The sequence below is a fragment of the Naasia sp. SYSU D00948 genome, assembly GCF_017916515.1.
Lineage (GTDB): Bacteria > Actinomycetota > Actinomycetes > Actinomycetales > Microbacteriaceae > Naasia.
The window spans coordinates 2,362,835-2,376,785 of record NZ_JAFMTA010000001.1; the positions used below are offsets into that span (position 1 = coordinate 2,362,835).

Genomic DNA, 13,951 nt, shown 5'->3' on the forward strand with positions numbered 1-13,951 from the left:
GCCCCAATCCTCGATAGCTCAATTGGCAGAGCAGCCGGCTGTTAACCGGCAGGTTCTTGGTTCGAGTCCAAGTCGGGGAGCCAGTCACTCAGTGGTGACCGCCCATCCCGGGCTTCGCCGCGCACTCGACGCACAGGGTCGTCCACGGCCGTGCCTCGAGTCTCCCGTCCGCGATCGCGCGTCCGCAGCTCGCGCAGCGGCCGTACCGGCCCTCGTCGAGAGCACGGAGGGCGTCGGCGATCCACGCGCGCCGCTGCTCGGCCTCCCGCCGCAGCGCATCCGCCTGCGACCGCTCCCACGCCAGCGTCGAGCCCTCCGGGTCGTGCTCGTCGTCGGTCGCCACGTCCCGCTGCGCGTCGGCGAGGGAGCCGAGCTCCGCCTGGATGCTCTTGAGGAGGATCACGGCCTCTGTGTCCGCGCGGAGGAGCCGCTCCCGCGCAGCCTGTTCCCGCATCGCGCCTCCTGCCGCGCCTCCCGGGCGGCGCGGTGCGGCCAGCCTAGACTTCCCGGCATGGCATGGGCCCTCGACGCCGCTCTCACGGCGACCCTGATCGCCGTGCCGGCCCTCCTCGCGGTCGTGTTCCTCGTGCTCTGGATCGCGGCCCAGCGCCGCTCGCGGCGGCTCGCCTCCGAGCAGCTCCTCTCCGCTCGGGCCCGGGTCGACCTCGAGCTGTCGGTCGCCGAGCAGGGCGGACGGCTCCGCATCATCCGCGAGCTCCACGACCTCGCGCTGCACAAAGTGACCTCGATGATCGCCGACGCGGAAGGCGCCCGTTACGCCGCCGCGACGGATCCGAAGGTGGCCGTGCGCGCCGCCGGCTCCATCGCGGACACGGGTCGTGCCGCGCTGGCCGACATGCGCCGGGTGAGCTCGCTCGTCCGGGAGTCGGAGACGGATGCGGCGCCGCAGCCCACCCTGCGCTCCACGAGCGACCTCTTCGCGAGAATGCGCGCCGCCGGGCTTGCCGTCACGGTCACCGAGGCCGGCGAGCCCTACGAGCTCAGCGCGGGGGCCGAGCTCGCGATCTACCGGATTCTGCAGGAGGCGCTCGGCAACTCGCTGAAGTGGGGCGGCGACGGCACCGAGGCACGCGTCGGCTTCACCTGGACGAGCCAGGGGCTGCAGGTCCGCGTGGACGACAACGGCATCCGCAACGCGGCGCTCCGGAAGGGTCTCGACGTGGACTTCGGCGCCGGATACACCGTCGACGACGACCTCCGGGCCCTCACGCAGGAGATCACGGGCCCCGGCGTCGAGGGGATGCGCGAGCGCACGGAGCTCTTCGGCGGCGTCTTCTCCGCGACCCTCACCGCGGGCGTCGGCTTCTCGGTCTCGGCGGTCTTCCCGGCGCTCCGTCACCACAACGGCGTCCACGGCGTGGACCTCTCCCGTGGCGGCACCCGCTAGCGATCCGGACCGCGATCCCCGTCGGGCGGCGACCCGATCGGCGATCGCGGTCGGTGTCGCCACCGCCGCATACGGCATCTCGTTCGGCGCGCTCTCGGTCGCCGCGGGGCTCGACGTGTGGCAGACCTGCGTCCTCAGCCTGCTCATGTTCACGGGGGGCTCGCAGTACGCCCTCGTCGGCGTCATCGCCTCGGGCGGCGCGGCAGCGGGACCGGCCGGGATCGCGGGAGCCGCGCTCCTCGGTGCGCGGAACGTCCTCTACGGCATCCGGGTCAAGCCGCTGATCGGCGGCGGCTTCTGGCGCAAGGCGGCCGCGGCCGTCTTCACCATCGACGAGTCCACGGCGGTCGCGGTCGCACAGCCGACCCTTGCGGCGCAGCGCCGCGGCTTCTGGGTGACGGGCCTCGTCATCTACGCGGGCTGGAACCTGACGACGCTCGTCGGCGCGCTCCTCGGGGACGCTCTCGGAGACGTCCGGCAGTACGGACTGGACGCCGCGGCCGCCGCGGCCTTCCTCGGCCTCCTCTGGCCGCGCCTCCGCGAGGTCCAGCCGGTCGCGGTCGCCATCGGCGCCGCCGTCGTCGCCACGGCCCTCGTGCCGGTCCTTCCGCCGGGGCTCCCGGTCCTGCTCGCGGCGCTCGTCGCGGTCGTCGTCGGCACGCTCGACCTGTTCGGGGCGCGCTCGGCCCTCCCCGATCCCGTCGAGGAGGAGGCGCGCTCGGCCCTTCACGGTTCCGTGGAGGAGGAGCGGACGTGACGCTCTGGCAGATCGTCCTGCTCGCCTCGATCGTGTGCCTGGCGCTCAAGTTCGCGGGCTACCTGGTGCCCTCCGCCGTGCTCGAGAAGCCGGGCGCCGCCCGCACTGCGAACCTCGTCACGGTCGCGCTGCTCGCCGCCCTCATCGCGGTGCAGACCCTCGGCGCCGGTACGGACCTCGTGCTCGACGCGCGGGTGCCCGCGGTCGCGTTCGCGGCGGTCCTCTTCGCGCTGCGGGTTCCGTTCGTCGTCGTCGTGATCGCGGCCGCCGGCGCCGCGGCGCTGCTGCGCGCTCTCGGCTGGGCGGCCTGAGGACCACGGCGCCGCGCGGCGGCGGAGCCGAGATCGGCAACGGCGACGACAACCGGCAACAGTGCACGGCTGCCCTTTGTCGGTCGCGTTGCCGATCTCCGAGCGGAGCGGCAGGGGCGGTCAGCTCGAGCCGGCCTCAGCCCTCGAGGTCGTCCACGCCGGGCAGCCACGAGGCCCCCGGCTTCCCCCAGCCGCGCTTCACGACCGCCTTCGTGGCACGTCGATGGTGCAGGAACTCGAGCCGGTCCACGTAGAGGACGCCGTTGAGGTGGTCGAACTCGTGCTGGAAGATGCGGGCGAACCAGCCGGACGCCTCGATCTCGAACGGCTTCTCATCGAGGTCCACGGCCCGCAGGAGCGCGCGATCCGCTCGGCGCAGCGGGAACCGCTCGCCCGGCACCGACAGGCACCCCTCCGACTCCGTGTCCTCGTCCGCCTCGCCGGTCGGGGGAGGGGAGATCCAGAGCTCCGGGTTGATCGCGACGCCGCGGCGCTCGTTGCCCTGCTCGTCCGGGTAGTTGTACACGAACAGGCGCAGGGGGACACCGACCTGCGGCGCGGCGAGGCCGACTCCGGGCGCGGCGAACATGGTGTCGTACATGTCGGCGACGAGGGTGCGCAGCTCGTCGTCGAAGCGCGTCACCGGCTCGGCCGGCTCGTGCAGCACGGGATCGCCCGTGATGCGGATCGGGAGGATCGCCATATGCCGCTAAGACTATCGACCGGGGGCCGCCGGTAAGGTCGTCACCGTGCCGCCGGAGCTGACCGATCTGACAGAGCAGCTCCTGTCCCGTCCTCGTCAGGCGCTCGGCATCCCGATCGCGATCGTCGGTGCCGTCTTCCTCAGTCTCGGCGCGCAGTTCCAGCACCGCGGGGTGTCCAAGGTCGAGGAGCACCACAGCGACGAGGTGCCGGGACTGTCGATGCGGCAGCTCATGATCCTGCTGCGCCGGCCCGCCTGGGTGGTGGGCACGATCCTCCTCGGTCTCGCGATCGTGCTGCAGCTCACGAGTCTGCGCTTCTCGCCGCTCATCGTGGTGCAGCCGCTCGGGGCGATCGCGCTGGTGATCACCGCCGTGCTCAACGCCCGGCTGAGCAGGGTCCGGCTCAACAAGCGCACGATCCGGGCGATCATCCTCTGCGTCGGCGGAGTGGGGATCTTCGTGACGATCGCCGCCTTCACCGCGGTGGACGTGGTGGTCGACGAGTCGCACCTCATCACGATCCTCGTGATCCTGGCGCTCGTGTTCGCCGCGTTCCTCGTGGCCTTCCTCCTGCTGCGCCACCACATCTCTGCGGTGATCTACATCATCGGCGCCGGAGTGCTCTACGGCTTCGTCGCCACCCTCGCGAAGGTGGTGATCAACCGCCTGGTGCAGGGCGACTTCGAGTGGCTCACGCTCACGTGCCTCGCCGGCCTCCTCGCCGCGGGCGGCCTCGGCGCCTACTTCGTGCAGACGGCCTATTCGGCCGGACCGCCGGATCTCGTGATCGCGGGCCTCACCGTCATCGACCCGATGGTCGCCGTCGGCATCGGCGTCATCGTGCTCGGCGAGGCGGCGGCCGCGCCGCTGTACGCGGTCGTCGCGTTCGTGATCGCCGGAGCCATCGCGGTCTACGGCGTCTTCGATCTCTCCAAGCACCACCCGCAGGTTCGCCGCTGACGCCCGTTTCCCACGGCTCGCCGGTCGGCGCCCGCTCGTCCCGAGAGCGTGCGGTAGCGTGAAAACCGCCCGAGAAGAGAGCTGATCTCAGTCCTATGGCCCCGCAAGGAATCCCGATCGACGCCTCATCCTCCGCCGGCGCAGGTTCCGGCGACGACCGCCCGCTGCGCGTCCTCATCGTCGGCGACACGTTCCCGCCCGACGTGAACGGCGCCGCGAACTTCAGCGTCCGCCTCGCCGCGGGTCTCGCCGAGCGCGGCCACGAGGTGCACGTGATCGCGCAGTCGCACGACAACCGCCAGGGTGTGTACCGCGAAGAGCATGCAGGACAGACCCTCACGGTCCATCGCCTGCTCAGCATGCGCTGGCTCCGGCACGACTGGATCCGGTTCGTGTACCCGTGGCGCATCAACGCGAATGCCGGGCGCATCATCGACCAGGTCAAGCCGGATGTCGTGCACATCCAGTCGCACTTCATCGCCGGCCGCGGCGCCTCGACCGAGGCCGTGAAGCGGAGCGTCCGCGTCGTCGCGACGAACCACTTCATGCCGGAGAACCTGATCGAGTTCACGGGGCTGCCCCGCTTCGTCTGGGGCTTCGCGGTCAAGCGCGCCTGGGCCGACGCGGCCCGGATCCTCGGCAGGGCCGCGGAGGTCACGACGCCGACGCGTCGCGCCGCCGAGTACCTCGAGCAGCAGACGGGGCTGCGCGGCGTCCACGCCGTCTCCTGCGGCATCCGCGCGGCGGACTACACGCCGAGCTTCGAGCCCCGCGTGCAGAACCGCATCGCCTTCTGCGGCCGGGTCGCGCCCGAGAAGCAGCTCGACAAGCTGCTCGACGCCGTCGCACTGCTGCCCGCGGACCTCGACGTGCACGTGGACATCGTGGGCGAGGGCGACCAGCGCCGGAACCTGGAGAACCAGGCGACGAGGCTCGGCATCCGCGACCGCGTGGTGTTCCACGGCCGCGTCACCGACGCCCGCTTGCGCCGCGTCCTCACCGAGGCGACGCTCTTCGCGATGCCGAGCATCGCGGAGCTGCAGAGCATCGCGACCATGGAGGCCATGGCGTCCGGACTGCCGGTCGTCGCCGCCAACGCGATGGCCCTGCCGCACCTCGTGCACGACGGCGAGAACGGCTACCTGTTCCCGCCCGGCGACGTCGGCGCGCTGGCCGACCGCATCGAGCGCGTGCTGCGCCTCCCGGAGGAGGAGCTGCTCGTGATGAAGAACGCGTCGCTGCGCCTGATCGAGCCCCACGACATCGAGACGACGCTGCAGGTGTTCGAGCGGCTGTACCGGGGTGAGCACGTCGAGGACCCGGTCACCGAGGTGCCCCCGCTCAGCGCGAAGCTGCGGGAGCAGTTCCGCTCGCTCCGCCGCCGCGTGCGGTCGGCCGCGGCGCTCGACTAGCGGTTCAGCACCGCGGACTCAGTGGTCCCTGAAGGAGCGCAGGTCCGAGAGGTGCGCGATCGGTCGCGCCTCATGTCGTGCTTACGGGGCGGACGGATCGCGCTGCGGGGCCCGCTGCGTCACGTTATAGAGGGCGCCTACGACGGTCGGGGAACCAGGCGGGCCGCAGGCGCGCCAAGGATCGCACTTGTGCCGGTCCAGCACTGCGGAGGAGCATCGCACTGCCATGAGCCGGGACGAGGGAGCGATATGAGCGAGGACGAGCTCGCCGCGTCGCGCGCCGACACGAACGCCTTCGCGAACCGGGTGCTCACCTCGGCGCGGCCTCATCGACCTCGTCAGCATCCACCTCGGGGACCGGCTCGGCTGGTACCGAGCGCTGGCGGATGCGGGGCACTCGGGCCTGACCTCCACCGCGCTCTCCGAGGCGACGGGAACGGCCGAGCGGTACGCGCGGGAGTGGCTCGAGCAGCAGGCGGTCTCGGGCATCCTCACCGTCCGCGAGACGGGAGCGGACGGCGCCCACCAGTTCGTCCTCCCGCCGGCGGTGCGGGAGGTTCTGGCCGATCCGGCGTCCCTCGCGTACCTGGCACCGGTCGCCCGAATGTTCGGAGCGTCCCTCGCCCAGCTCCCCGCGCTCCTCGAGGCGTATCGGAGCGGGGGAGGGGTGTCCTGGGATCAGCTCGGCGACGATGCCCGGGAGTCGCAGGCGGACGTGAACCGCCCGTTGTTCGAGAAGCAGCTCGCGTCCGCCCTCGCCGCGAGCGGAGAGGTCCACGATCGGCTCTCCCGCCCCGGCGTTCGCATTGCGGACGTCGGATGCGGGGCGGGCTGGTCGACGATCGCGCTCGCCAGGGCCTATCCGCACGCCACCCTGCTCGGAGTGGACATCGATCCGCCCTCGATCGCCCGCGCTCGGGAGAACGCCGCTGATGCGGGCGTAGCCGACCGGATCGAGTTCCGGCATGAGGACGCGGCCGGGCTGACAGGGGAGCGATTCGACGCCGCGTTCGTCTTCGAGGCCGTCCACGACCTCCCTCACCCGCAGGACGTCCTGCGCGCGATCCGCGCCTCCCTCGTCGAGGACGGTGTGCTGGTCCTGATGGACGAGGCGGTCGCCGAGAAGTTCGCGCCTGATGGCGACGAGCTGGAGCGGTTGATGTACGGCTACAGCCTCCTCGTGTGCCTGCCTGACAGCCTCTCCGCCCCGAACTCTGCCGCGACGGGGACGGTGATGCGGCCTGCCACCCTCCAGCGCTACGCCGGGCAGGCGGGCTTCAGCGCCGTCGAGGTGCTGCCGATCGAGGACTTCGGGTTCTTCCGGTTCTACCTGCTCCGCCCCTGACGGCGGCAAGCAGGCGAGCCGCGCTTCCTCATCGCGAGCGGGCGCTAGGGTGGGACGATTCCGGGGCGGTAGCTCAGCCGGTTAGAGCAGCGGACTCATAATCCGTCGGTCACGGGTTCAAGTCCCGTCCGCCCTACTCCAAGTCCTTCTTGATCAGGGTTTCTTGTCCTCCTCTGAAGGGCAGAGACTTGATGAGCACAACGTTTATTCAACGTTTATTCGCCGGCGCCCGCCTTCTGTGGCATCCCGCGGGGCAGGTGCACGGCCCGGTTCGGTCCTCCTGGGATCCCCTCGCGCACCTAGGGGACATGGACGTACAGAACTTCTCAGGGCTCGGCCTCGAGCCGATGCTGACCACGAGCGAGCTCGCCAACTACCTGGGCGTGCGCACACAGGCGATCTACGACCTTCGGACCGAGGGCCGTGGGCCATCCGGGATCCGGGTCGGGCGGGAGATCCGCTTCCGGGTGTCCGATGTGCTCCGCTGGTTGGAGGGCCTGTCGGAGCAGGAACGGGACGCGACGCCCTCGGGGGAGCAGCGCTGATGGCGGGCCGCCCCCGGCTGCCGATCGGCACGTTCGGCGCGATCACGACGACTGAGATCGCGCCGCGGCGATTCCGCGCAACGACCCGCGTGCGCGACTGGGACGGCCGGACGCGGCAGGTGGCCGCCACCGGCTCCAGCCGGAGCGCGGCGCAGACCGCACTCAAGGTCGACCTCACCCGGCGCATGCGCGGGGGCGACGCGGCGGAGGGATTGAACGCTGACTCGCCGTTTCCGGAACTGGCCGAGGCCTGGCTTGAGGATCTTCTGCTCGACGTCGATCGCGCCGAGAGCACGAAGGAGATCTACGAGCGCGAGCTGCGGAGTCTGGTGCTGCCGTTCTTCCACAGCTTCACCGTCCGTGAGGTGACCGTCGGCCGGATCGAGCGCTTCATCAAGCTACAGCGCGCCAAGTCCTACACGCGGGCGAAGCACTCCCGCACGATCCTCAGCATGGTCCTGGCGTTCGCCGTGCGGCGCGAGATCATCCCGCGCAACCCGGTCAAGGAGACCTCGCGGATGAAGAAGCCCAAGCACACTCCGAAGGCGCTCACTCCCGAGCAGATCGCCGCCATCCGCGCCGCGGCCGCGGCATGGCGGACGGCGGAGGGCATCATGGGCCCGAAGCCGGACGGGCTGATCCGCGACCTCGTCGAGGTGATGCTCGGCACCGCGACCCGGATCGGCGAGGCACTCGCGCTCCGGGCGAGCGACGTCGACATGGCCGCCGACCCGCCGCGGGTCCACGTCAGCGGCACGATCGTCGTGCGCAAGGGCGCTGGCGTGATGCGTCAGTCGCATCCGAAGACGCACGAGTCGAACCGGGTGGTTGGAGTACCGCTGTTCGCGGCCGAGGTGATCCGGCGTCGCCTCGCACTCGGCGAGGGCGAGGACCAGGAGCGACTGCTGTTCCCATCGCGAAAGGGCACCCCTCTCACGCCCCACAACGTTCGGCGCACTTTCCGGGAGGTACTCAAGGCGGCCGGGCTTGACGGGATGGAGATCACGCCCCATGCGTTCCGTCGAACCGGCGCGACGCTGCTCGCGACCGAGCTCGGCATTCAGACCGCGGCCGACGTGCTCGGGCACACCTCGACCGCAACAACGAGGGCCCACTACGCGGAGCCTGACCGGAGGGTGAAGTCGGAGCCCGCCGCCGTGCTGCAACGGCTCGCTCCGCCGTCATAGAGCAGGAGGGCGGGCGGGTCGTGGATCCACGTCGAGACCTCGCCGGTGCTTGATAAACCTCGGTCCGCGGACGAATGAGCGGTGGTGCCACGGTGGCACCACCGCTCTTTATGGGAGATCAGGCAAACCGACGCAGGTGAGGCAGGCAGGCAGCGCGCGGCTGCGCGCCCTCGCCGCTACGGGCTCGGCTAGTCCCACCTGTGCTCTCCTCTCGACCGTTCAGAGTTCTCCACAAGGTAGGTACGCAGCGTCGCCCCGCCAATGAGCCGTCGCGACGATATTTGGGGGAGAACTCACAGCCGAAACCGGGCGCGGTTCAACTTGGTGACGACCAAGGGCAACCGGCCGTCGCCAATCAAGACCCGGCAGCGCCGGACCCGCGCGCGGACCCCCCTCCGCGTTCCCGGCTCGGCGCCCGGATGGCCGCCTCCCTCTCGGCTCACGACCCTGACCCGTCTTGGCCGTCGCGAGCGTCGACACCACTGAAGCTGCCACGCCTCTTGCAGATGAGGCGCCTCCCGGGTTCGGCGGCGCACCTTCCTGCCGGAGGTGCGTGTCGGTGACGGTGTCGATGCGGGTGATGAGTGCCGGGGATGGGTACAGCTACCTGCTGCGCTCCGTCGCCGCCGGCGACGGTGACCGGTCCCTGTCGACTCCGCTCACGCGGTACTACACGGAGGCGGGGACCCCGCCGGGCCGGTGGTTGGGCGGAGGGCTCGCCTCGCTCGGCGAGGGCCGGGTCGCGGTGGGGGATCGGGTGTCCGAGGCTGAGCTGCAGCTCCTGGTCGGGATGGGCCGGGACCCGGTCACCGGCGCTCCTCTGGGCCGGGCGTATCCCGTCTATGCGCCGGTCCGCGAGCGGGTGGCCGACCGCCTCGCGGCGCTCGACCTCGGGTTGTCGGCGCGGGATCGTGGGGCGGCGGTGGCGGCCATTCAGGCGGAGGAGGCGGCGCGGGGGTTGCGGCGGGCGGTGGCCGGGTTCGACTTCACGTTCTCGATGCCGAAGTCGGCGTCGGTGCTCTGGGCGGTCGCCGACGCCTGCATCCAGAAGCTGATCGTGGAGGCGCATCATGCGGCGGTTGCGGACGTGGTTGCGTTCATGGAACGCGAGGTTGCGGCCACCCGTGCCGGTGCAACCGGAGGCGATGGGGCGGTTGCGCAGGTGGAGGTGACCGGTCTGATCGCTGCCGCGTTCGATCACTACGACTCCCGCGCGGGGGATCCGCACCTGCACACCCATGTGGTGGTCAGCAACAAGGTGCAGACGGTGTTCGACGGGAAGTGGCGTGCCCTGGACGGTCGCCCGTTGCATGCGGCCACGGTGGCGCTGTCGGAGCTGCACGAGGCGGTGTTCGCCGACCGGCTCTCCCGCACGCTTGGCGTTCAGTGGGAGCAGCACCGGATGGGTGCCGACCGCAATCCCTCGTGGGCGATCCGAGGCGTCTCGGAGGCCCTGGTCGCGGAGTTCTCCAGCCGGTCGCGGCACATCGACGTCGAGACCGACCGGCTGATTGAGGAGTACCGGGCGACGCGCGGGCGCCGGCCGTCTCCTGCGGTGGTTTTGAAGTTGCGGGCTCAGGCGACGCTGGCCACTCGGCCGGAGAAGGAGATCCGCGCCCTGGCCGACCTCACTCGCCAGTGGCGGGAGCGGGCCGGTGCTCACCTCGGCGAGGACGCGACGACCTGGGCCAGGACGGTTGTCGCGGGAGCGGCGTCGCGCGTGCTGCGGGCTGAGGATGTGCCGATGGAGGTGATCGGGCAGCTGGGGCGACGTGTGGTGGAGGTGGTGGGGGAGAAGCGGTCGACCTGGCGGCATTGGAACCTCTACGCGGAAGCGGCGCGGCAGACCATGGGCTTGCGGTTCGCTACCATCCAGGGTCGCGAGGCGATGACGGCCCTGATCGTCGAGGCCGCCGAGAGTGCGTCGATCCGGCTCACCCCGCACGAGCTCGCCGCGACCCCGGCGATGTTCCAGCGGCCGGACGGGACCAGCGTGTTCCGCCCGCGGCACTCGGTCGTGTTCTCCTCGACGGCGCTGCTCAAGGCAGAGGACCGGCTCCTCGCCCTCTCCCGCGACGCCACCGCGCCCGTCCTCCCAGTGCATCGCGTGCAGTCGCAGCTGCCGGACGCGCGCGGTCGGCGCCTGCGACAGGATCAGATCGCGGCGCTTCGGTCCGTCGCGAGCTCCGGCCGGGTGGTCGACGTGCTCGTCGGCCCCGCCGGCGCGGGCAAGACCACCGCCATGCAGGCACTCCGGCACGCCTGGGAGAGCGAGTACGGCGTCGGCTCGGTCGTTGGGCTGGCGCCGTCCGCGACCGCCGCGGAGGTACTCGCGAGCGAGCTGAGGATCCGTGCGGAGAACACGGCGAAGTGGTGGCACGACCACCAGGCAGGCCGGACCGCATTCAAGGCCGGGCAGCTGGTGATCCTCGACGAGGCCTCCCTCGCCGGAACCCTCACCCTGCGGCGCATCGCCGACCGAGTGAAGGAAAGCGGAGCGAAGCTCCTGCTGGTCGGCGACTGGGCACAACTGTCCTCCGTCGAGGCCGGCGGCGCGTTCGCCCTGCTCGTCGAGGACCGCGTCGACTCCCCCGAGCTTGACCGGGTCGAGCGGTTCACCCACGACTGGGAGAAAACCGCCTCCCTGGAACTGCGTCACGGAGCCGCGTCGGTGATCGACCTCTACGAGCAACACGGCCGAGTGGTCGGTGGGGCGGCGGAGGACATGGCGGAGGCGGCGTACCGCGCCTGGCGGAGCGACCTCGCGGCGGGCCGGACGTCGATCCTCATCGCGGACGACGGCGGCACCGTGACCGAGCTCAATAGGCGGGCGCGGGCGGACCTGATCCTCGCCGGCGCCATCGACGCCACCTCTGAGGTGGCACTGCACGACGGCACCGCTGCGTCCGTGGGCGACATCGTTCTCACCCGGCGCAACGACCGGCGACTGCGCGCCGGGAAGGACTGGGTCCGCAACGGCGCCCGCTGGAGGGTCACCAAGATTCGCGCCGACGGCTCACTCCAGGTTCGGCGCGAGGGAAGAGCATGGGGCGGCGCGCTCGTGCTGCCCGCCGGCTACGTCAGCGAGCATCTGGAGCTCGGCTACGCCGTGACCGCGCACCGCGCCCAGGGAGTCACCACCGACACCAGCCACGCCCTGGTCCAGCCGAGCAGCAGCCGCGAGAGCCTCTATGTCGCGATGACCCGAGGACGCGGCTCGAACACCGCCTACGTCATCACCGACCGCCCCGACGACTACCACACCGAGCTTCCTCCGGGAAACGCGCCGCAGGGCAACGCTAAATCGGTGCTGACTGCCGTGCTTGGACGTTCCGCGGCGCATACGTCGGCCCACCAGAGCCTCGCCGCGCAACAAGACGCGTGGGGCTCGATCGCGCAGCTCGCCGCCGAGTACGACACCATCGCCGCGGCCGCCCAACATGACCGCTGGACCGCCCTCATCCGCAGTACCGGGCTCACCGCGGTGCAGGCGGAGCAGGTCATCTCCTCGCCCGCGTTCGCGCCGCTGACCGCACAGCTACGTCGCGCCGAAGCACACCACCACGACGTGGACCGCCTCCTGCCGCAACTAGTGGACGCATCCGGAACCGAGGACACCGACGATCTCGCGACCCTCCTGCACCATCGACTCACCCGCGCCATCTCGAGCTCGGCGGGCACTCAATCCGTGCGACGGGCGGATCGGCTCATCGCGGGACTCATCCCTGCCGCCACGGGACCGATGACCGCCGAGATGCGCGACGCGCTCGCGCAGCGCGGCACCCTCATCGAACAGCGAGCCGCCGCCCTGGTCGACGCAGCCCTCGCCGCCCGAGAACCATGGATCACCAGCCTCGGCGCCCCGCCCACCGACCGGCACGCCCTGCAGGCCTGGCGGCGCGACGTGAGAGTCATCGCCGCCTACCGCGACCGCTACCGCATCACCTCCCGCGGCCCGCTCGGTCCGAACCCGGAAACCGCCGTGCAGCAACTCGACGCGGCACACGCCACAGCCGCACTGCACCGAGCGCGCAACCTCCCAACTTGGACGCCAGTGGGCCCGCTCGGCCCCGTGCAACGGTCACATCACCATTCCGGGCCGCGCTTGTGAAGATGCGACTTCGGCGGGCCGTCAGCATTGAACGAGACCGTCAGGTCGTCGCATCAACTCGACCTTTTTTCGTGACGCACGGAGGGTCGGGTTCTGACAAGCGCGGTCGCCGACATCCGACCGCAAGAGGCTGCAAACGCCCTTCTCGGGATTCCTTCGTTTCTGATCAGCCCGCCTCCTGTGAAAGCTGACGTACGGAAGAAATTTTGCTTCGCGCCGAGCGGGCGCTGTGGAGATCTACTGACACTCCTGGCGACGAACGGCGTTCAGAGGTCCGAGGCTTCCCAGTCGGGTCAGCGGCGGCCGGTAAGGTGTCGATAGTGGCGGCCCCTTCCGCGAAGCATGACGACGAACAAAGCCTCGTCACCATCCGCGAGATCCTCAACGACATCCCGGGGCAAGTCGCCCTCCATGAGCAGATTGCGCACGTCCCGCCTGCGCATGGCTCGCGCCTGCACCAAGACGACGAGTTGACGCACCCGTTTCAGAACAGCCACCTCGTGAGCCTCTGCCTTGGAATGAGCATCGACGCGCTACGTACCCTCCGTGCCGTCGTGACCGCAGAAGAGGGTCATCTCACTCTCCCTCAGTACGGTCACTACCCGCTTATCCGACAGAGCCTCGAGGCGTCCTCCCAGGCCATATGGCTGATGGCGCCCGAGGACCGGCGGGAGCGAGTCCTCCGCAACCTCACGGCACGCGCCTCCGAACTCCTGCACGATAAGGCTCTGATCGAGACATACACCGACATCTCCCGAGCGAGAAACAAGGCCGAGCGATCTCGGATGGCAAGCGGCCAGCGTGCCTTCTCGAAGCAACGGCGCATCAAGGACAAGTACACCCGTGCGATAGCGGGCCCCCTTGGGATTGATCGCGATGAGTACACCAAACGGCTGCACTACGGCGACATCGTGGAGGAAGCTGGCACACATATCGGCCTGCAGGGGCATCTGTCCCGTGGGCTCTGGCAACTGGTTAGCGGTCTCACCCATCCGTCGGCCAGTCGTGCGCTTGCGACGGGAAGTATCGAGGAGGTGCTGCCGCCTACTGGCGATATCAGGCACGTCCGCATCTCGACCGACCGCGGACACGTTGCGGTCGCCATGCTTTGGACCTTCCGACACTACGTGGCGGCTGACGTGATGTACCGGGAGCAGATGGGCATCATCCCGACGGTCGCGACCCCTGGCGCCACCCCTTGAAGCTCGCCC

12 protein-coding genes, 2 tRNA genes and 1 pseudogene are annotated in these 13,951 nt (G+C 70.4%); 13 read left to right on the forward strand and 2 right to left on the reverse strand.

Translation table 11 applies throughout. The features are described 5' to 3' along the window. Positions 1 to 7 precede the first annotated feature (7 nt). Positions 8 to 83 (forward strand) — tRNA-Asn (locus tag J3P30_RS11155). A 5-nt stretch (positions 84 to 88) separates the two neighbouring features. Here J3P30_RS11155 and J3P30_RS11160 read toward each other — a convergent pair. Then, the gene (locus tag J3P30_RS11160) at positions 89 to 454 is read right to left on the reverse strand and encodes a TraR/DksA C4-type zinc finger protein (protein ID WP_210481090.1); all 366 of its coding nucleotides are present in this window, start codon (positions 452 to 454) and stop codon (positions 89 to 91) included. A 57-nt stretch (positions 455 to 511) separates the two neighbouring features. Between J3P30_RS11160 and J3P30_RS11165 the strand changes: the two genes are divergently transcribed. Genes J3P30_RS11165 through J3P30_RS11175 form a run of 3 tightly spaced genes read left to right on the forward strand, consistent with a single transcriptional unit; the run spans position 512 to position 2,476 of the window. Next, positions 512 to 1,408, forward strand: a complete 897-nt coding sequence (locus J3P30_RS11165) for a sensor histidine kinase (RefSeq protein ID WP_210481091.1) — start codon at positions 512 to 514, stop codon at positions 1,406 to 1,408. Then, positions 1,392 to 2,165, forward strand: a complete 774-nt coding sequence (locus tag J3P30_RS11170) for an AzlC family ABC transporter permease (protein WP_210481092.1) — start codon at positions 1,392 to 1,394, stop codon at positions 2,163 to 2,165. Before J3P30_RS11165 ends, J3P30_RS11170 begins: the two co-directional genes overlap by 17 nt. Then, entirely contained in the window at positions 2,162 to 2,476 is a 315-nt protein-coding gene (locus J3P30_RS11175; protein ID WP_210481093.1) for an AzlD domain-containing protein, read from the forward strand. Before J3P30_RS11170 ends, J3P30_RS11175 begins: the two co-directional genes overlap by 4 nt. Positions 2,477 to 2,612: 136 nt before the next feature. On the opposite strand, the gene def is transcribed toward J3P30_RS11175, so the two are convergent. After that, the gene (gene def, locus J3P30_RS11180; protein ID WP_210481094.1) at positions 2,613 to 3,179 is read right to left on the reverse strand and encodes a peptide deformylase; all 567 of its coding nucleotides are present in this window, start codon (positions 3,177 to 3,179) and stop codon (positions 2,613 to 2,615) included. A gap of 46 nt (positions 3,180 to 3,225) precedes the next feature. Here def and J3P30_RS11185 point away from each other — a divergent pair, with 46 nt between their 5' ends. The 9 genes and pseudogenes from J3P30_RS11185 (at position 3,226) to J3P30_RS11220 (ending at position 13,942) form a co-directional block, all read left to right on the forward strand. After that, positions 3,226 to 4,140 carry a DMT family transporter gene (locus J3P30_RS11185; protein ID WP_210481095.1) on the forward strand — a complete coding sequence of 305 codons (915 nt, stop codon included), beginning with the start codon at positions 3,226 to 3,228 and terminating at the stop codon, positions 4,138 to 4,140. Positions 4,141 to 4,235: 95 nt separating this feature from the next. After that, positions 4,236 to 5,552, forward strand: a complete 1,317-nt coding sequence (locus J3P30_RS11190; protein WP_210481096.1) for a glycosyltransferase — start codon at positions 4,236 to 4,238, stop codon at positions 5,550 to 5,552. 343 nt (positions 5,553 to 5,895) lie between these two features. Then, positions 5,896 to 6,042, forward strand: a pseudogene (locus J3P30_RS15710) (SAM-dependent methyltransferase); the annotation flags it as partial. Between the two features lie 114 nt (positions 6,043 to 6,156). Further along, entirely contained in the window at positions 6,157 to 6,897 is a 741-nt protein-coding gene (locus tag J3P30_RS11195; protein ID WP_246852763.1) for a cyclopropane-fatty-acyl-phospholipid synthase family protein, read from the forward strand. A gap of 62 nt (positions 6,898 to 6,959) precedes the next feature. Continuing rightward, positions 6,960 to 7,033: transfer RNA gene (locus J3P30_RS11200), tRNA-Ile, on the forward strand. A 172-nt stretch (positions 7,034 to 7,205) separates the two neighbouring features. Then, entirely contained in the window at positions 7,206 to 7,442 is a 237-nt protein-coding gene (locus J3P30_RS11205) for a helix-turn-helix domain-containing protein (protein ID WP_210481097.1), read from the forward strand. Next, complete coding sequence (locus tag J3P30_RS11210; RefSeq protein WP_210481098.1) at positions 7,442 to 8,629, forward strand: tyrosine-type recombinase/integrase; 1,188 nt, start codon at positions 7,442 to 7,444, stop codon at positions 8,627 to 8,629. The genes J3P30_RS11205 and J3P30_RS11210 overlap by 1 nt, the downstream gene beginning before the upstream one ends. 571 nt (positions 8,630 to 9,200) lie before the next feature. Then, positions 9,201 to 12,740 (forward strand): MobF family relaxase, encoded by a 3,540-nt coding sequence (gene mobF / locus J3P30_RS11215; RefSeq protein WP_246853296.1) that lies wholly within the window; start codon positions 9,201 to 9,203, stop codon positions 12,738 to 12,740. 320 nt (positions 12,741 to 13,060) lie between these two features. After that, positions 13,061 to 13,942 carry a hypothetical protein gene (locus J3P30_RS11220; protein ID WP_210481099.1) on the forward strand — a complete coding sequence of 294 codons (882 nt, stop codon included), beginning with the start codon at positions 13,061 to 13,063 and terminating at the stop codon, positions 13,940 to 13,942. Positions 13,943 to 13,951 lie beyond the last annotated feature (9 nt).